Raw genomic sequence first — 18,339 nt, 5'->3', positions numbered from 1 at the left:
ACACCTCCTTTTTACATTGCAGTCCCACATGCACCTGATACTGGTTTTAGGTTTTGCTAGACATGATTTTTTTTAGATGAAGATAGGGTGCCTAAAAAGAAAGTATCTTCACCGGCACCCAAAACATAAAAAGAAAATTATTTAAATAATTTTCTTATCGCTTTTCCAGAAGTGCGTCCAACTACACGTCTTCCTATTCTCTTTCCAACCTTGCCTTTTCTAACGGCATCAATATCATTCCAAATTCTGAGCATTTTATAGATCGATGATTTTAAGCTCATATAAATCTACTCCTTTTGTGAATGTATTTATAAGTGTACCACATAAGGGACTGAATATTTGTACGCCTTACAGAAGCAACAATCGTTAAATCTGATTAGTTGGTTTGTATAACAATTGTAGTTTGTGTAAAAGTAAAGATGAGACGATAAATGGGAGGGATTAGATTATATGTTTAAAAAGTCAAAACCATCCACGTCAAGTTATATCGTAAGTTCAATTGTTGGTGGTGCTATAGGAGCAGCAGGAGTTATGTTCATGAGTAGTGAACGTGGGCGAGAGCTTCGAAAAGAAATGAGTAATCAATTGAATCAACCTTTATCGGAAACTTTAGTGGAAATGGGCAAAGAGTGGGCAAATTTTGGTGATGTTGTAGATGCAAGAACAGCTGCTACAGAAAAGAAGGAATAAGATAATATTAAGTTATTTTAGATAGTGTTTCACAATTGGGGTTGTATCAAAAGGTCAAACGCAAGGGCCTTTGATACACCTTGCTTTTAATTTTTTTGAAAATACAGAAAAGTAAGAGTGTATTACAATGGTGTTTTCTATACCATTTTGACCTACCTATGATAAAATACTATGTGCAAAGGTGGGATTTTAATGGAGATCGATAATTGGAAATGGAATGCTTTTGTCCATTCATTAAATCGTTTAGAATGGACAGATATTGGGATAGCAATTGCTATATTTTCAGTGTTTTTGTTATTTAGAAAATTATTTACAAAATATATTTTCAAACTTATTCTAATGATGCTAAAGAAAACGCCAACTGAGTTCTTTTCAAATCTCCTTATCTCGTTTGAAAAGCCGATTCGGGCATTATGGATTGTAATAGGTACATATTTAGCCCTTGTGTATTTGCCCTTTCATTTTACAACAATTGAATTTGTCGAACATCTATATCGTTCGATCATTATTATGATAATTGGTTGGGGACTGTTCAATTATACATCTGAATACTCAATGGCAATTATTAAACTTGCCCGTAATATTGACTTAGATGAGCAAAGTATGTTTGTTCCTTTTGTATCTAAAATTTTGCGCTTTGCTGTCATTGCTTTAGTTATCGTTGTTGTTGCAAGTGAGTGGGGATATGAAATTAGTGGTTTTATAGCTGGATTGGGTCTTGGTGGACTAGCTTTTGCTTTAGCTGCTCAAGATACAATAGGGAACTTTTTCGGTGGAGTTATTATTATCACTGAGAAGCCATTTTCTAAAGGAGATTGGATTCAAACCCCTTCGGTTGAAGGGACAGTCCAAGATATTAGCTTCAGAAGTACACAAATTCGGACGTTCTCTGATTCAATTGTTACCATTCCGAATTCTACTTTAGCAAATGAACCTATAACGAACTGGTCAGAGATGGGGAAGCGACGGATTGCGTTTACAGTTGGTGTAACGTACTCAACTCCAAAAGAGAAGCTTCAAACTTGCGCGAGACGAATTGAATCCTTTCTAAGATCGCATGATGAAATTGACCAAGATTTAATTATGGTTCGGTTTAACGAATTTAGTAGTTCTAGTTTGGATATTTATATTTACTTTTTTACCAAGACAATTGTATGGGTTGAATGGTTTAGAATTAAAGAAGAAATTAATTTTGAGATTTTAAAAATATTGGATGAAGAAAATGTATCAGTTGCATTCCCAAGCAGAAGCATTTATATGGAAAAAAATCGTCAAGAAAATATTGAAGAATTGATGATGAAAGAGAGCTCAAGCAAAAGCTGAGCTCTCTTTTGGTATGCCTCGCCTTCCAATAAATAATTATGTTGAATTTGTCGCAAGCTAATTAAGAGAGATGGCAGTAGGAAAGGCAGGAGATAAAAAGCGTGAAGAATTTAACCATTACTTATAAGATATCGGTTGTTATTGCTCTCGTTTTTGTTATTTGGGGAGCTTTATTTCCAGAGCAGCTCGGGGACATTATGGGTATTGCGCAAGATTTTTTCTTAAGTGCATTTGGCTGGTTTTATAACTTAGCGGCTACATTCTTTTTGATTTTTTCACTAATTTTAATCTTTAGTAAATACGGAAAGATCAAGCTTGGAAAAGATACAGATAAACCAGATTTCAATAGAGCAACTTGGTTTGCGATGTTATTTAGTGCGGGTATGGGGATTGGTCTTTTATTTTATGGAGTGTCTGAGCCTGTTTCCCATTATGCTGCTCCTCCCACTGGTGAAGGAAGTACAGAAGCATCGGCTCTTCTTGCTCTTAGATATACGTATTTGCATTGGGGCTTTCATGCTTGGGCTATCTATGCTGTTGTGGCCTTAGCGCTTGCTTATTTTAAATTTCGTAAAGGTGCACCTGGTTTAATGAGCTCAACATTGCATCCTGTTTTTGGAGATCGTGTTAATGGTCCGCTTGGATACACGATCGATATAATTGCCGTATTTGCTACGATCTTTGGTGTGTGTGCTTCACTTGGGCTAGGAGCTCAACAAATTAATGCCGGATTAGGATATTTGGTAGGAATCCCTGTTAACTTTACGGTACAACTAATCATTATATTGATCATTACTGTATTATTTATCCTTTCTGCGAGTACGGGAATCAAGCGTGGAATCAAATATTTAAGTAATACGAACATGGTTTTAGCTACACTATTGTTAATTGCAATGGTAATCTTAGGACCTACATTGTTTTTGTTTAATTTATTTACACATACATTAGGTGAATACATTCAAAATTTGCCTCAAATGGGTTTGCGAATCTTTCCGTTTGATGAGGAGAGAGCTGAATGGACACAAGGTTGGACAATCTTTTACTGGGCATGGTGGATTTCATGGTCCCCATTTGTGGGAATGTTTATTGCTAGGGTATCAAAAGGACGTACGATTAGAGAATTTACAATCGCTGTGCTAGTCGTCCCGACTCTTGTCTGCGCATTCTGGTTTTGCGTGTTTGGTGGAACCGGGATAAACTTGGACTTATTACAGGGAATTGATGTAGCTGGACAAAGTTTAGAAACGGGTCTATTTTTTGTTTATGATCATCTCCCTTTAGGTAGTGTCTTATCAGTTATTACGGTTTTGCTGATTACAACGTTTTTCATTACTTCTGCAGATTCAGCGACATTTGTTTTAGGAATGCAAACGACGGAAGGAGATATGGACCCATCTAATTTTATAAAGATTTCTTGGGGCTTAATCCTGTCTGCCTCTGCTATAGTGTTAATGGCATCTGGTGGCTTGCAAGCACTTCAAACAGCGATTATAGTTAGTGCTTTCCCATTAACCATCGTTCTGTTAGTTATGAGTGTTGGTATTTTTAAAATTTTTAAAACCGAAGTTAGGGGCTTTAAGAAAGCGAGGAAAGAACGGTAACAGAGAGTTGGATGACTAGCCATCTTGTATATCATACAGGAAGGTTGTGTCATCTTTTTTTATGTTGTCATGATGAGTTATAAATTACATATAATGATAAGGTTAATTTTCTTCATGTTCGTCAAAGCTTTTATTATTCGGATTTATTAAGAGGTGAGCGATTTGAAGAGTGTATTATCTATCATTTTAGTGTTGTTATTAGTAGGGTGCGGACAAGTTTCGGGTGAATATTTAACTGAAAAAAATCAGGATCAGTTCTCTTTACCCGTCATGAGTAGTAATGATTCATTTCTTTCTTTTAAGTGGATAGAGCAAGGGTATAATGGTATTTTCTCACCTATTCAGGCTAATATAGAGCATAGCATGGATAAGGTGATGGAACGATTAGGTGAACCTAGAGCGCAAGGACATCATGAAGGAGGTGTTTATTGGGAATATGAGCAAGCAACCTATTTTTTCGACCCACATACGAACAAAGGTGTGGCTATTGCAATAAATGTTGAAGAACATCAACTTACAAGTGAGGAAATGAGAAAACAGCTAGGCACCCCTGATCAAAGTGAGTTGAATGAAATGCATGGGTATTGGATGTTTGTATATAAATTAAAGAATTATGAATTAGTTTTTGAAGCAAAATCAGAAAAAGACATTTTAACATATGCTTGGCTAAGAAAAGCAAACAAACACTAAAGAAAAAAGTGTTCGTTTAGCGAAGGAGTTCCAAGGTCCAAAAGAGACCAAATTGGAGCTCCTTTGTTATTGGGCATAGAAAATTCAGAAAAAAAGAAAAAAATGGTTGCAGAAACAATATCTCTGTTATATGATAATACCGTAATATAAATACTGTATTAATACAGTTCGAGAAGAAGAGGGGGAGAAAATTAGTGAGGCAGAAAACGAAGCAAGAGTTACAAGTGGTTGGTCTAGTAGACCAAAGTTGTCATGAAATTTTAACGACCGAGGCTTTAGCATTTGTTGAAGGGCTATGCAGAACATTCAACGGGCGACGTGAGAAACTTTTACATCGGAGGCAAGTGCGACAAGAGGAATTGGATCAAGGAATTTTGCCCACGTTTCTAGACTCTACTAAGCATATTAGAGAAAGTGAATGGACGATTGCTCCACTTCCAAAAGATTTACAAGATCGTCGGGTTGAGATTACGGGTCCAGTTGAACGTAAAATGGTTATTAATGCATTAAATTCAGGTGCGCATGTTTTTATGGCTGATTTTGAAGACGCTAATGCCCCAACTTGGGAAAATACAATACAAGGGCAAGTGAATCTCCGTGATGCAATTAGAAGAACGATTTATTATGAAAATACGAAAACAGGTAAAAGCTATCAGTTAAATGAGAATACCGCAACCTTGGTTGTAAGACCGCGCGGCTGGCATCTAGAAGAAAAACATCTATTATTAGATGGTCAGCCAGTTTCTGCAAGCCTTGTTGATTTTGGTTTATATATGTTTCACAATGCTAAGGAGTTAATAAGTAGAGGGACTGGACCTTATTTTTATTTACCCAAAATGGAAAGTCACCTTGAAGCTAGGTTATGGAATGATGTGTTTATCTACGCTCAAAAGCAATTAGCTATTCCAAAAGGGACGATTAAAGCAACTGTCTTAATTGAAACGATCTTAGCGTCTTTCGAAATGGACGAAATATTATTTGAATTAAAAGATCATTCAGCAGGATTAAATTGTGGACGTTGGGATTATATATTTAGCTATTTAAAGCGTTTTAGAAATCATCCTGATGTAGTACTTCCAGATCGTAGTCAAGTAACAATGACGACTCCATTTATGAGAGCATATTCGCTTTTAACGATTAAAACTTGTCACAAGAGAGAAGCGCCGGCTATTGGAGGGATGGCTGCGCAAATTCCTGTAAAAAATGATGAAGAAAAAAATAGAGAAGCGTTTGAAAAGGTGCGCATAGATAAAGAGAGAGAGGTACGTGATGGGCATGATGGTACATGGGTAGCACATCCAGCTCTTGTACCAGTAGCAAAAGAAGTGTTCAATCACTATATGCCAACACCTAACCAAATTGATAAAAAGAGAGAAGATGTAAAAGTTAGTTCAATGGAATTAATTGAAGTACCTAGTGGGTCAATAACAGAAGAAGGTCTTCGTATGAACATTAGTGTAGGAATTCAATATATCGAATCTTGGTTGAATGGGAATGGTGCGGTTCCAATTCGAAATTTAATGGAGGATGCAGCAACAGCCGAAATTTCCCGTGCACAAGTATGGCAGTGGATTAGACATCCAAAAGGGGTACTTGATAATGGATCCGATATCACTTTAGAACTTGTTAAATGTATTCAAGAGGAGGAGTTAGAAATATTACGTGTTGAACTAGGAGAAGAGAGGTGGGAGCGGGGAAGATTTGACGAAGCTGCAAATTTATTTACTAAGTTAATTGAAAATGATGAATTTGAAGAGTTTTTAACGCTGCCTGGTTATCAACTACTAAACAAATAATAAAAATAAAGATAGGGAGAGATGGAAATGAGTATGCATATGGAATCTAGACAAATGGAAGTAAGACAGTTGGAGAAAAAATGGGGAGAAGATCTAAGATGGAATGGGATTGAAAGACCTTATTCAGCTGAAGATGTTGTTCGTTTAAGGGGCTCTGTTCAAGTTGAGCATACACTTGCTAGAAGAGGTGCTGAGAAGCTATGGAAGTTATTAAAGGAAGAGGATTACGTGAACGCCCTAGGTGCACTAACTGGTAATCAAGCTGTTCAACAAGTAAAGGCAGGTTTAAAAGCTATCTATTTAAGTGGGTGGCAGGTAGCTGCTGATGCGAATCTTGCTGGACAAATGTATCCAGATCAAAGTCTATACCCAGCTAATAGTGTTCCAAGTGTTGTGAAGCGGATCAATCAAGCATTGCAGCGGGCTGATCAAATTCAACACATGGAGGGGAAAGGAAATATTGATTATTTTGCTCCAATTGTAGCAGACGCAGAAGCTGGCTTTGGTGGGCAACTGAATGTATTTGAATTAATGAAAGGGATGATTGAAGCAGGAGCAGCAGGAGTTCACTTTGAAGATCAACTCGCCTCAGAAAAAAAATGTGGTCATCTTGGAGGGAAAGTCCTTATTCCAACACAGACAGCTATTCGTAATTTAACAGCAGCACGACTTGCGGCTGATGTAAGTGGAGTGCCAACGATTATTGTTGCTAGGACGGATGCAGATGCAGCTGATTTAATCACTAGTGATATTGATCCAGCTGATCAACGATTTATTACGGGGGAACGTACACCTGAAGGATTTTATCGAACAAATGCAGGAATTGATCAAGCAATTGCAAGAGGTCTTGCTTATGCCCCGTATGCTGATTTAATTTGGTGCGAAACATCAAAACCGTCGTTAGAAGAAGCGAAACAGTTTGCAGATGCTATTCATGCACAATTTCCTGGTAAAATGCTTGCTTACAATTGTTCGCCTTCATTTAATTGGGAAGCAAATCTAGATAAAGAAACGATTGAAACGTATCAAGTTGAGTTAGGAAAAATGGGTTATAAATTTCAATTTGTAACACTTGCAGGCTTCCATGCACTTAATCATAGTATGTTTGAACTCGCTCATGGATATAAAAAGCGTGGTATGGGTGCTTACTCTGAATTGCAACAAGCAGAATTTGCGAGCGAACAAAAAGGGTATACAGCAACAAGACATCAGCGCGAAGTAGGAACTGGGTATTTTGATGAAATTTCTCAAGTTGTTTCGGGAGGTACGTCATCGACGACGGCTTTAAAAGGATCGACAGAGGAAGCGCAATTCCAAAAGTAAGAGATATAAGTTAAATATAACAGACTCTGCATTTTTTTATGCAGAGTCTGTTATATTACAGGTTTTAGTTTTTATTTTTGTGTAATACAGTCAATTTATTGTCGTATTAACTCTTTCTTTGTATCTTTATTCAATTTCTTACCGGGGAAATATTTCATTTGACCTATCCATTTTAAACAACAGAGGCGTATAATTAACGATATACATAATGATAGACATGTGAGTTGGAGAGGATTCAAATGGATATTTTCATTCAAGTGGTTTTGCCTGTTTTTTTTGTATTTATAATTGGATTCATAGTACAGAAATGGAAGAAAACTGATATAAAACCGGTATCAACGGTTGCTATATTTATCATGACACCTTGTTTAGTATTTCGAACATTTTATAGTTCAGAATTAGATGTTCAATCACTATATATGGTTATTTTTTCTATTATCCTACTATTCAGTTTAATAGTCATTAATAAAATCTACGTAAAAATAATGAGATACAATCAATCAATGGAAAGTGGTTTGATCCTGTCAACTGCTTTTATGAATGCAGGAAACTACGGTGCGCCTATTATATTATTTGCTTATGGTGAAGAGGCATTTGCGTATGCCGTTATGTTTCTTGTCTTACAATCCATTGTAATGAATTGTTTCGGTGTTTATTATGCTGCTAGAGGCAAGGCTGGGTTTGGGGTTGCACTCAAAGAAGTATTTAAAATGCCGGCAACATATGCTGTGGTTATTGGCCTTTTCTTAAAAATATTTAATGTGTCTTTGCCAGACAATGTCCTTGTAACAGTTGATATCATAGCAGAAGCAGCCATTCCAACAGTGATGATTATATTAGGGATGCAATTAGCTAGAATTCAATGGGGGGGATTTGAATGGGGAAAAGTAACTTATTCTACTATTGTTAGACTGCTTATTTCTCCAGCTATTGGGTTTGGTATTACGTTATTGCTCCCTATGGATCCAACAATGGCGAAAGTGTTAATTGTTTCTTCGGCTATGCCATCAGCAGCGACAATTGTCATGTATGCTGTTCAATTTGATGCACATCCTAGACTTGTCTCTAGTGTAACGTTAGTTTCTACAATTCTCAGTGTCATAACCATTACATTGTTGTTAGTTATACTAGGATGAAAACAATGTCGAAAAACAGGCTTTTTCCATTGCTTTTTTTCGGTGAAATCTTTATCATAATGAAGAGATTGTTTTAGAAAGGTAGGAGGACGAAACATGAATATGATGGATGCAAATGAGATTATTCAATTTATCTCTAAAAGTGAAAAGAAAACTCCAGTTAAAGTACATATTAAAGGTGAGTTAGAGGGCTTAAACTTTGGAGCTGATACAAAAGCGTTTATTACAGGCTCTGTAGGGGTGCTTTTTGGTGAGTGGAGTGATATTGAGCCGGCATTAAAAGAAAATGAAGCGAAAATTGAAGACTATGTTGTTGAAAACGACCGCCGTAACTCTGCTATACCGCTTCTTGATATGAAAGGAATTCAAGCGCGCATTGAGCCTGGTGCTATCATCCGAGATCAAGTTGAGATTGGGAACAATGCGGTTATTATGATGGGTGCTAGTATTAATATCGGTTCTGTCATTGGGGAAGGAACGATGATTGATATGAACGCTGTATTAGGAGGTCGAGCAACAGTAGGAAAGAACTGTCACATTGGTGCAGGTTCTGTACTAGCTGGAGTAATCGAGCCGCCTTCTGCAAAGCCAGTAGTAGTTGAAGACGATGTAGTCGTTGGAGCGAATTGCGTCATTCTAGAAGGTGTAACTGTAGGGAAAGGTGCTGTTGTAGCTGCTGGTGCAATTGTAACTGAAGATGTTCCTCCTAATACAGTAGTAGCTGGTACACCAGCACGTGTTATTAAAGAAATTGATGAAAAGACAAAAGGAAAGACAGAAATTAAGCAAGAACTTCGTCGTTTAAATGAAGATAGATAAGTAAGTGGACAAGCAGCTTTGTTGTTAGGGATTTATCCTTTCGGCAAAGCTCTTTCCATACTTAGAGTGAAAGGGGAGTTTTTTTTGTCAAACTGGATGGAACGTGACAAAGAAGTGATGATGTCTACATATGGACGCTTACCGATTGTGATTAATCGTGGAGAGGGGAACTATCTATATGATGAAGATGGTAAGAAATATTTAGATTTATTTACAGGTTTGGCAGTTAATATATTAGGCCACTCTCATCCTGAAATTACGAAAGCTCTTACGAGTCAAGCATCTAAATTTCTTCACATATCAAATTATTTTTATAACAAACCAGCGATTACTCTTGCTGAGAAGATGCTTGCAAATTCAATTAAGGGAAAAGTATTCTTTGCGAATTCTGGGGCTGAAGCAACAGAGGCTGCATTAAAGTTTGTTCATAAGTGGTCAAAAGATCAAAAGGAAGAACGTAATGGAGTCGTTGTCCTAAAAAAGAGTTTTCACGGAAGAACCCTAGGGGCTTTAAAGTTAACGAGGCAAGAAGGAGTTTACCAAGACTTCCCTGTAACAGATACACCTGTATATGAGGTGGAGCCTCATAATGTTAATGCATTAAAAGAAATATTTGAGGTAAATAAACCAGCTGCTATAATTGTTGAACCAATCTTAGGATCTGGTGGTATTGTTACACTTGAAAAAGAATACTTACAAGAGATCTCAAGCCTTTGTAAGGAATACGGTGTTCTTTGTTGTATGGACGAAATCCAAACAGGAGTTGGTCGTACTGGAACATTTTTTGCGTACCAACATGCGGGGATTGAACCTGACGTCATTCTTTTTGCAAAAGGGATTGGCGGAGGCCTTCCGCTTGGGGGGATTATTGTTGCAGAGCGTTATGCTCACTTATTTAAACCTGGTGATCATGGCACAACCTTTGGACCATCTCCATTAAGTGCTGCATTAGGGAATGCAGTTATTGATGTATTGATGGAAAAAGGTCAGCTTGAGGAAGGAAATCGTGTTGCTTCAGAGCTACATGAATCAGTCACAAAATTACAAGAGCAGTTTCCAAGTGTAATCTCTAGTGTCCGTGGCAAAGGCATGATGCTTGGTATTGTCATGAACCTTGAGGCTTCATCAGTTAAAGAGATTCAACGTCAGTTACTTGAAGAAGGACTAATGGTGGATGTGACCCAACAAACAATCATTCGATTATTGCCACCGTTAACACTGACTAGTGAAGAGGTAGTTTTATTTATTAAGGCATTTGAAGAAAAGCTACAAAATGTATTGAAGGTGGACTCTAATGTTATCAGTTGAGCAACTCACAAAAATACGGCGTGACTTACACCGAATCCCAGAATTTGGTTACGAAGAAGTGAAAACACAACAATACCTATTAGGTCAGATTGCTCAATTCCCCCAAGAGCTGTTAACGATAAAAAAATGGAAAACAGGAATATTAGTTCATGTAAAAGGATTAGATTCTTCTAAAACTATTGGATATCGTGCAGATATTGACGGGTTGCCAATTGTTGAACAAACGTCTTATACGGATTTTCGCTCAACACATGAAGGAGCAATGCATGCATGCGGTCACGACCTACACATGACGATTGCCTTGGGGGTGTTATCGTATTTTGCACATCAACAACCAAAATATAATCAAGTGTTTATTTTTCAACCTGCTGAAGAAGGGCCAGGTGGTGCTAAGCCTATGCTCGAATCACCAGAGTTAATTGAATGGAAACCTGATAAGATTATGGCTCTTCATATTGCTCCTGAGTATCCGGTTGGTACCATCGCAATCAAGACAGGCTTGTTATTTGCAAATACGTCTGAGTTATTTATAACGTTAAAAGGAAAAGGTGGACATGCAGCATACCCTCATACTGCTAACGATATGGTCGTTGCAGCAAGTCATCTTGTAACTCAATTACAAACGATTGTATCTAGAAATGTTAATCCATTAGATGCTGGTGTTGTGACAATTGGAGTTATTAAGGGTGGGACTAAACAAAATATTATTGCTGATACGGCTGTGATTGAAGGAACGATTCGAACACGTTCAATCGAGACTATGAAGTTAATAAAAAAACGAATTGAAGATCTTACAAAAGGGATGGAGACCGGCTTTGATTGTTCCATTTCCATAGATTATGGAGCTAATTATTGTCAAGTTTATAATGAGGAAAGTGTTACAAAGGATTTTATTGAATATTTGAAAGGTCAGGAATCGGTTAACCTTGTTATATGTGATGAGGCAATGACTGGAGAAGATTTTGGTTACTTCTTAGAAGAGATTCCTGGCTTTATGTTTTGGCTCGGTGTTGATAGTAAGTATGGGCTTCATGATGCGCGACTAGAACCAAATGAGAACGCCATTGGCTTTGCGGTTCAAACAATTGTTGACTATTTAGCTAAGTAAATAAGGAAGGCTGTCTAAAAAGGTGAAAGAACGGACTTTTTAGATAGCCTCTTTTTTAAAAGTGTAAGTTTTGATATTTCATGCATAGTTACCATATTTTTGGGGAGTTTAATTATTGAAATGAATTAAATTTTTAATTAGTGGAGGTACGTAACATGCCAAAAATTGGTGTCGAGCAATCGCTTACAGCTGTACAACAAGAATTACAATCAATGGGTTATGATGTTATTCAATTAAAGCAGGAACAAGATGCACAAGGTTGTGACTGCTGTGTCATTACAGGGCAAGATCAAAATGTAATGGGTGTTCAAGATGCAGCGATTAAAGGTTCTGTTATTAATGCGCATGGAATGTCAGCACAAGAAGTATGTCAACAAGTTGAACAAAAACTAGGTCATCAACAATAATACAAAAGGAGGCTGATGTACATCAGCCTCCTTTTTGTATTATTGTTATTGTTCTTTCTTTTCAATATAGACTTGATGCGGAAATGGAATTTCAATGTTATTAGCATCAAGTGCTTCTTTTAATGCTTTCCGTAGTTTTCTTTCAACAGCCCATTGCTCCATATTTTCAGTTTTTGCAATAACTCTAATGACGACATCTGAATCCCCAAGGCCTTGAACACCAACGACATTAGGTCCTTCTTTAATCGTTTCATCTTCTGTTGCAATTTTATCGCAAGCAGCTTGTAAAACAGCCATTGCTTTATCAATGTTATCATCATATGAAATACTCATATCAACAAGAGCTCTCATGTTACCACGCGAATGATTGCTGATATTTGTTATCCCTCTATTTGGTATGTAATGCAATGTACCATCAAAGCCTCTTATCTGAACATTTCGTAAGCCAACTTCTTCAACAATGCCATCAATTCCACTAGCAGTAACATAATCTCCCACATCGATTTGTCTTTCTAAGAGTATGAAAAAGCCTGTGACAACATCACTTACTAGACCTTGTGCGCCAAAACCGATTGCTAGTCCGACGACACCGGCCCCAGCAATTAAACCAGTTGCGTCAAGTCCAAAAATACTTATAATAATCGTAATAAATACGAATATGAGTACATATGAAAATGCATTCACTGAAAGCTTCTCAAGTGTTTTTACGCGGGGGGCGGACATTCCTTTTTGCGATTCCATTTTTGAGAATCCACCTTGAATAATTCTTTTCCCAATTGAACGCGCGATCAAAAAAGCTAAGATAGCCAATACCATTTGACCGACGATTGTGACCAAACCTACAAAGAATGACCCTTCTGTAAGTTGGTTAAGCCATTGTTGCATCTAATCACTCCTGTAATTTACTAACTCTATCAAAACTATTCCCGTTCAGTTATACATTCAAACATTTTGATAGGTGAATATTAATATTAGCATAAAAAATTACTTCTCTCAGTAAAGTGAAAGAACTTTACTGAGAATGATAAGCATATTTGTCGCATTACGTGGAAAGGACTGGTATAATTTATTTTGAAATGGTCGTTTATTAGCTCCAACCATGGGTATACTACAATTGGTGCTAATGTAATAGAAGATAACATATTAATTTATATTTATTATTAATTAATATTGACTAGTGTTAAATCTTCTTTTATAATGACGGCTGTATAGAATTTATTTTTAAATTGGAGGTTTTACATATGACAGACAAGCGTATGGTAGCAAAGCAAGCACCGCGTTTTGAAATGGATGCAGTTATGCCAAACAAAGAATTTGCAAAGGTTAGCCTTGAAGAAAACATGAAAAACGATAAGTGGACAGTTCTTTATTTCTACCCAATGGACTTCACTTTCGTTTGTCCAACTGAAATAACTTCTTTAAGTGATCGTTACGATGAGTTCGAAGACTTAGATGCAGAAGTGATCGGAGTATCAACTGACACAGTTCACACTCATAAAGCATGGATCAACACAGCTCGTGATGAAAATGGTCTTGGTGAGTTAAAATATCCACTTGCTGCAGATACAAATCACGTTGTTTCTCGTGAGTATGGAGTTCTTATTGAAGAAGAGGGTGTAGCTCTTCGTGGACTATTCATCATCAGCCCTGAAGGTGAGTTAATGTACTCTGTTGTTAACCATAACAACATTGGCCGTGATGTAGACGAAACACTTCGTGTACTTCAAGCCCTACAAACTGGTGGCCTTTGCCCTGCAAACTGGAAGCCAGGTCAAGAAACTCTTAATGTGTAAGAAGAGATATTTTCAAGAGGTCTAGCAGTCATGTTGAAGGCACTGAAAAGGTACAAATCAACCTTTTTCAGTGCCCTCCAGTCATGTTAGGCTTTTTTTTATCCCATATGTTGCAAAAAAAAGGAGGTTTTATTATGGCGTTAAAGTTAAGATCTCAGATGCCGGAGCTACAAGGAGCTTCAGCTTGGTTGAATGGTGAAGTGACGAAAGATGAATTAGTAGGTAATAAGCCAACGCTTTTTCACTTCTGGTCAATTAGTTGCGGTTTATGTAAAGAAGCGATGCCAAACGTAAATGAGTTTCGTGATTTGTATAGAGATCAGTTAAATGTAATTGCTGTCCATATGCCTCGTTCTGAGAAGGATTTAAATTTAGAAGAAATTAAAAAGGTAGCAGAAGAACATGGCATTACTCAACCAATTTTCGTAGATAATGAGCACAAACTTACAGATGCATTCGAAAACGAATATGTTCCTGCATATTATGTATTTGATGAAGAAGGCCAACTTCGCCATTTTCAAGCAGGTGGAGGCGGCATGAAAATGCTGACAAAGCGAGTAAATCGTGTATTAGGTATAAAAGAATAAAGATCAAGGTTCTCGAGGTGTTTAACGGGCTAGTGCTCGTTAAACACCTTCTTTTTTGTTTCATCTACATCACTTTGGTTCATTTCTTCATATATATACAACGAGGTGATTTCATGAACATAATTGATAAGCGAAATGCACTTGCGTCTAATCGTTCAAGATCATATCGGAGAAGAGCAAGAAGTGCGATTCGAAACATTGCTATCCATCATAGTGCGACAACTTCTGGCAGTGCAGAAGCTTTTGCCCGCTATCATGTAAACGAATTAGGTTGGCCAGGAATAGGCTATCATTATGTTGTTGATAGAGATGGTTCAATTAGTCGTTGTCATGACTTAGAAGTTGTAAGTTATCACGTCGGAAATAGCAATAGCCATGCAGTAGGAATTTGCATGGTAGGAGATTTTAGAAACCAATCGTTACCTGATGTCCAAAGACGAGCGACATTAAATTTAACTAGGTATTTAATGGATGAATTGAATATTCCCGTTGATAATGTTTGGGGGCATATTGAATTTCCAGGATATTCATGGAAGCCTTGTCCATCTATTAGTATGCAATGCTTCAGAAATTGGTTGCGTGAAGAAGGTGCTACCCTATCAAGTAGACCTGCACAGTCGCCTACGTATGTTGCTGGGGTTAGACAGCGTTCTATTCTTTCTCGTGGTGACCAAGGTGATGATATTCGAGCGCTTCAAGAACGATTGGAAGAGCTTGGATTTCATCCAGGACCAATTGATGGGATTTTCGGACGACAAACAGCAGATGCAGTAATGAGGTTTCAAAGAACAGCTTCAATTACAGTTGATGGAATTGTGGGACCACAAACTCGGGTTGCTCTTCGTGATTTTGAATCTACGAATAAGCCACCTGAACATGCTTCTCCAACAGATGAACCGGATGAGCGTGAAGAAATGTATCGTAGTGAAACAAGGAGAATGCTCCGATTTATTCAACCGATGATGAGAGGGAGAGATGTCCAAGAGGTTCAACAAAAAGTTGGAGCTACTGTTGATGGAATCTTTGGACCAGAAACGGAAGAAAGGGTTAGGCAATTTCAACGTAGTGAAAGAATTACAGTTGATGGAATCGTAGGGCCTCAAACTTGGCGTGCCCTAGACCGTGTTGAACAATCCTATGGAGTAAGTTACCAACGCCTCTTATCTGTTCAAACACCATTTTTACGAGGGTCTGATGTGAAACAAGTACAGGAGGCGCTAGGAATTACAACTGATGGAATATATGGTCCGATGACAGCACAGGCCGTTCGGAGCTTTCAAAGGAGAGAAGCGATAACGGTCGATGGGATTGTAGGCCCACAGACGTGGCGAAGATTATTTGGTTAATTCCTTCAGAGAGAATGGCTATTTGCTGTTCTCTTTTTTCGTGAACATCTAATGTGGTTTCGCTTTTAAAACTATTTTCCTCTGGCCGAATTGAATAGGACATGTCTTGAAGTCTCATAGTAAGAAGAGTGAATTTCTTACAAGGAGGATATATATGAGACGTCGTTTTTTTATTGGCTTAACTATTGCCGCAGTTTTTGTTGTTGTATACATGGGACTGAATTATTTCGAACCAGGTTATGCAGTCAATCCTTCTGGTGAACTCTCATTGAATCATCCAATTGAGCATGAAATGAACGATGTGTATGGTTATGATGTTTGGGGAGTGTCTGTGTCAACGGATGAAGCAAATAAACTATTAAGCTCCAACGAAGGTAGAAATATGCTTTCGTTACATAATGGTGCAGTCAGAGTAGATGAAGAGTTTGTTCAGGAAGGTCGTGATTTATTTTACGAAGAAACGTTTAATAATGAAGAATTTATAACGGATGTATTAGGAATATTGGATGGACCGTTATCTGTGATTAATATTGGGAAAGCAGTCCTAAAAGCGAGAGGAGAAGGGACGGATAATTTAATAGTAGAACTAGCTGAAGATGCTGTAATTGGAGGTCAAACATTTAAAAAAGGTCAAATGATTGAAACGGGTTTAGATGTGCCTAAAGGAGCTTTTGGACCGCTTGGGATGCCGATTAAATTTAGTGAAGGTCGTTTAAAAGCGGGGATTTCTTGTGCGGCTTGTCATGCAACTGTAGACCGTGATACAGGAAAGGTTATCGAAGGGGCTCCAAATGCAGATTTTAACGCAGGGTTACTGATGGCGCTTGCTACAAATTCTACAGCCTACTTTACAAATACAGATGTGGATGCAGAAAAGATCAAGTCTTTTATTAATCATCAAGATTGGATGAAGGAGAAAGAGTTAGGGCAGGAAAACTATGTTGCTTTGCCAGATGCCGAGAAATTAGAAGATGAAGTGGACAAGGCGTTGTTGACATGGCCAAGAGGGAATTTTGATTCAACAATGGACTTAGAAAATAATCCATCACAGATACCTGATTCATTTACATTAGGAGATCATCCATATGGTTGGAATGGCTTTGCTTCTATTGGTCCATTTAAAGGGTTAACGGCACTAAATAATAATGTTCATGCTCAAAACTCAGACCTCTTAGCTCAAGCAGATCAAAGCGACGAGTTATTTGATGTCGAGAAAGAACGTTATATTGGGGTCCTCCTGCAAAATGCTCCAAATTCAAACTATCGTTATCATAACTCTTTAGAAGAAAAACCTAGTGATTTACTAGCAAGAGTCGATCATAATAGAACGGTTTATGGTTTTAATGACATGATACGGCCGCCGACCTATCCAAATATTTCTCTTTTCACCCCGAATGGCACAGTAATAGGTTCAGAAGGGCATACAGTCTTAGAGGAGTTAAATGCTATTTCTGCCTATCAAAATGCATTAAAGCCGCCATCGGATTTACCAACGTATACGGTAACGGAAGCATCTGGTAGAGAAGTGTTTGATCGTGCAGGTTGTATAAGTTGTCATGCAGGAACTGCGCGTACTAATAATCGAATCATTCCAAATAATGTCGTCGGAGCAGAACCTTCACGTGCCAAAGCATTTAAAGATTCAGTCAAATTACTAAAAGAACCATGGTTTTACCCGTTAGATACGCCAATTCCGATACCGGAAGATGCAGAAAGAGTGAAAATCCCAACAAATCACCTAGATATGGATCAGGTAAAATTGACGCTTGCTCAGGGAAATGAAGGTGGATATAAGGTGAAAAGTTTAGTTGGGCTAAAGTTTTCTCCACCATATTTACATGATGGAGGTGTAGCTGTTGGCAAGGACAAAGTGTCACAATTAGGTATTCCTGGTACGTTAGAAAAAGGGGTAATGCCAGATGCGTATAACAGCTTATTAGCGCTTGTCGATCGCGAATTACGTGAAAAAGTAGTTGAAGTCAACAAAGCGTCAAAACGTTTGCAGGATGCTCATTCAACTGGTGAAGGGCACAAGCATTGGGTAGATGCACAAAATGGCTTTTCAGTTGAAGAACAGGATGCGCTAATTCAGTATTTATTGTCGATTGATTTAGAAAAAGAAAAACAAGCAGAGAAGGAGTAGGGGGATACTCGAAATAATAGTGTCGCTATAAACTGTTTTTAGTAATTTAAGCAGCGGATTTCTCCTTTCGTTAAATATAGCGAAAGGAGCTCCTTCCTGATTTAGGGGATAGTCTTCTCCTTCTACCTTAAACAGTATGAAATTGATAGTGATTTCATGCAAGAAAAAGCGGATGACTAATTAGTCATCCGCTCAGATTGTCGAGAAACCCCACTTTTTTAAAGTGGGGTTTCTATTTTGACTTTATTTCATTCTCTAAGATTTAAGAA

17 protein-coding genes are annotated in these 18,339 nt (G+C 37.7%); 15 read left to right on the top strand and 2 right to left on the bottom strand.

The features are described from left to right. Window positions 1-137: 137 nt before the first annotated feature. Window positions 138-281 (bottom strand): hypothetical protein, encoded by a 144-nt coding sequence (locus SAY88_RS06490; protein ID WP_250095204.1) that lies wholly within the window; start codon window positions 279-281, stop codon window positions 138-140. Between the two features lie 169 nt (window positions 282-450). Here SAY88_RS06490 and SAY88_RS06485 point away from each other — a divergent pair, with 169 nt between their 5' ends. From SAY88_RS06485 to SAY88_RS06435, 11 genes are all read left to right on the top strand, one after another. Continuing rightward, window positions 451-690 carry a YtxH domain-containing protein gene (locus SAY88_RS06485; RefSeq protein ID WP_332630332.1) on the top strand — a complete coding sequence of 80 codons (240 nt, stop codon included), beginning with the start codon at window positions 451-453 and terminating at the stop codon, window positions 688-690. Between the two features lie 192 nt (window positions 691-882). Beyond that, on the top strand, window positions 883-2,013 hold the full coding sequence (locus SAY88_RS06480) for a mechanosensitive ion channel family protein (RefSeq protein WP_332630331.1): 1,131 nt from the start codon (window positions 883-885) through the stop codon (window positions 2,011-2,013). Window positions 2,014-2,114: 101 nt separating this feature from the next. After that, window positions 2,115-3,614, top strand: a complete 1,500-nt coding sequence (locus SAY88_RS06475; RefSeq protein WP_332630330.1) for a glycine betaine uptake BCCT transporter — start codon at window positions 2,115-2,117, stop codon at window positions 3,612-3,614. Window positions 3,615-3,776: 162 nt separating this feature from the next. Further along, window positions 3,777-4,304, top strand: a complete 528-nt coding sequence (locus SAY88_RS06470) for a DUF4309 domain-containing protein (protein ID WP_332630328.1) — start codon at window positions 3,777-3,779, stop codon at window positions 4,302-4,304. A 224-nt stretch (window positions 4,305-4,528) separates the two neighbouring features. Continuing rightward, window positions 4,529-6,100 carry a malate synthase A gene (gene aceB, locus SAY88_RS06465; protein WP_332630515.1) on the top strand — a complete coding sequence of 524 codons (1,572 nt, stop codon included), beginning with the start codon at window positions 4,529-4,531 and terminating at the stop codon, window positions 6,098-6,100. Window positions 6,101-6,139: 39 nt separating this feature from the next. Beyond that, window positions 6,140-7,423: an isocitrate lyase gene (aceA, locus tag SAY88_RS06460; protein ID WP_332630513.1), complete on the top strand. Its 1,284-nt coding sequence runs from the start codon at window positions 6,140-6,142 to the stop codon at window positions 7,421-7,423. Between the two features lie 239 nt (window positions 7,424-7,662). Beyond that, window positions 7,663-8,559: an AEC family transporter gene (locus SAY88_RS06455; RefSeq protein ID WP_332630327.1), complete on the top strand. Its 897-nt coding sequence runs from the start codon at window positions 7,663-7,665 to the stop codon at window positions 8,557-8,559. 96 nt (window positions 8,560-8,655) lie between these two features. Beyond that, window positions 8,656-9,378: a 2,3,4,5-tetrahydropyridine-2,6-dicarboxylate N-acetyltransferase gene (gene dapD / locus SAY88_RS06450; RefSeq protein ID WP_332630325.1), complete on the top strand. Its 723-nt coding sequence runs from the start codon at window positions 8,656-8,658 to the stop codon at window positions 9,376-9,378. 84 nt (window positions 9,379-9,462) lie between these two features. Then, window positions 9,463-10,686 (top strand): aspartate aminotransferase family protein, encoded by a 1,224-nt coding sequence (locus SAY88_RS06445; protein WP_332630324.1) that lies wholly within the window; start codon window positions 9,463-9,465, stop codon window positions 10,684-10,686. Next, window positions 10,673-11,794 (top strand): N-acetyldiaminopimelate deacetylase, encoded by a 1,122-nt coding sequence (locus SAY88_RS06440; RefSeq protein ID WP_332630323.1) that lies wholly within the window; start codon window positions 10,673-10,675, stop codon window positions 11,792-11,794. Before SAY88_RS06445 ends, SAY88_RS06440 begins: the two co-directional genes overlap by 14 nt. Window positions 11,795-11,949: 155 nt before the next feature. After that, window positions 11,950-12,201, top strand: coding sequence for a YkuS family protein (locus tag SAY88_RS06435; protein WP_332630322.1), 252 nt, complete (start codon window positions 11,950-11,952; stop codon window positions 12,199-12,201). Window positions 12,202-12,246: 45 nt separating this feature from the next. On the opposite strand, the gene SAY88_RS06430 is transcribed toward SAY88_RS06435, so the two are convergent. Beyond that, window positions 12,247-13,086 (bottom strand): mechanosensitive ion channel family protein, encoded by an 840-nt coding sequence (locus SAY88_RS06430; protein WP_332630320.1) that lies wholly within the window; start codon window positions 13,084-13,086, stop codon window positions 12,247-12,249. A 356-nt stretch (window positions 13,087-13,442) separates the two neighbouring features. On the opposite strand from SAY88_RS06430, the gene SAY88_RS06425 reads away from it, so the two are divergent. From SAY88_RS06425 to SAY88_RS06410, 4 genes are all read left to right on the top strand, one after another. Then, entirely contained in the window at window positions 13,443-13,994 is a 552-nt protein-coding gene (locus tag SAY88_RS06425; protein WP_332630319.1) for a peroxiredoxin, read from the top strand. A 134-nt stretch (window positions 13,995-14,128) separates the two neighbouring features. Continuing rightward, the gene (locus SAY88_RS06420) at window positions 14,129-14,581 is read left to right on the top strand and encodes a redoxin domain-containing protein (protein WP_332630318.1); all 453 of its coding nucleotides are present in this window, start codon (window positions 14,129-14,131) and stop codon (window positions 14,579-14,581) included. Between the two features lie 113 nt (window positions 14,582-14,694). Then, a complete protein-coding gene (locus tag SAY88_RS06415; protein WP_332630316.1) occupies window positions 14,695-15,927 on the top strand; it encodes a peptidoglycan recognition protein family protein in 1,233 nt (410 codons plus the stop codon). Window positions 15,928-16,081: 154 nt separating this feature from the next. Continuing rightward, entirely contained in the window at window positions 16,082-18,070 is a 1,989-nt protein-coding gene (locus tag SAY88_RS06410) for an electron transport protein (protein ID WP_332630315.1), read from the top strand. Window positions 18,071-18,339: the final 269 nt, after the last annotated feature.

The organism is Halalkalibacter flavus (genome assembly GCF_036663575.1).
Classification (GTDB): domain Bacteria; phylum Bacillota; class Bacilli; order Bacillales; family Bacillaceae_D; genus Halalkalibacter; species Halalkalibacter flavus.
This window is presented reverse-complemented; position numbering and strand designations above follow the sequence as displayed.

Coding starts and splice junctions, on each gene's coding strand:
- SAY88_RS06490 (WP_250095204.1), bottom strand. CDS start 281: ATGAGCTTAAAATCATCGATCTATAAAATGCTCAGAATTTGGAATGAT.
- SAY88_RS06485 (WP_332630332.1), top strand. CDS start 451: ATGTTTAAAAAGTCAAAACCATCCACGTCAAGTTATATCGTAAGTTCA.
- SAY88_RS06480 (WP_332630331.1), top strand. CDS start 883: ATGGAGATCGATAATTGGAAATGGAATGCTTTTGTCCATTCATTAAAT.
- aceA (WP_332630513.1), top strand. CDS start 6,140: ATGGAATCTAGACAAATGGAAGTAAGACAGTTGGAGAAAAAATGGGGA.
- SAY88_RS06455 (WP_332630327.1), top strand. CDS start 7,663: ATGGATATTTTCATTCAAGTGGTTTTGCCTGTTTTTTTTGTATTTATA.
- dapD (WP_332630325.1), top strand. CDS start 8,656: ATGAATATGATGGATGCAAATGAGATTATTCAATTTATCTCTAAAAGT.
- SAY88_RS06440 (WP_332630323.1), top strand. CDS start 10,673: ATGTTATCAGTTGAGCAACTCACAAAAATACGGCGTGACTTACACCGA.
- SAY88_RS06435 (WP_332630322.1), top strand. CDS start 11,950: ATGCCAAAAATTGGTGTCGAGCAATCGCTTACAGCTGTACAACAAGAA.
- SAY88_RS06430 (WP_332630320.1), bottom strand. CDS start 13,086: ATGCAACAATGGCTTAACCAACTTACAGAAGGGTCATTCTTTGTAGGT.
- SAY88_RS06425 (WP_332630319.1), top strand. CDS start 13,443: ATGACAGACAAGCGTATGGTAGCAAAGCAAGCACCGCGTTTTGAAATG.
- SAY88_RS06420 (WP_332630318.1), top strand. CDS start 14,129: ATGGCGTTAAAGTTAAGATCTCAGATGCCGGAGCTACAAGGAGCTTCA.
- SAY88_RS06415 (WP_332630316.1), top strand. CDS start 14,695: ATGAACATAATTGATAAGCGAAATGCACTTGCGTCTAATCGTTCAAGA.
- SAY88_RS06410 (WP_332630315.1), top strand. CDS start 16,082: ATGAGACGTCGTTTTTTTATTGGCTTAACTATTGCCGCAGTTTTTGTT.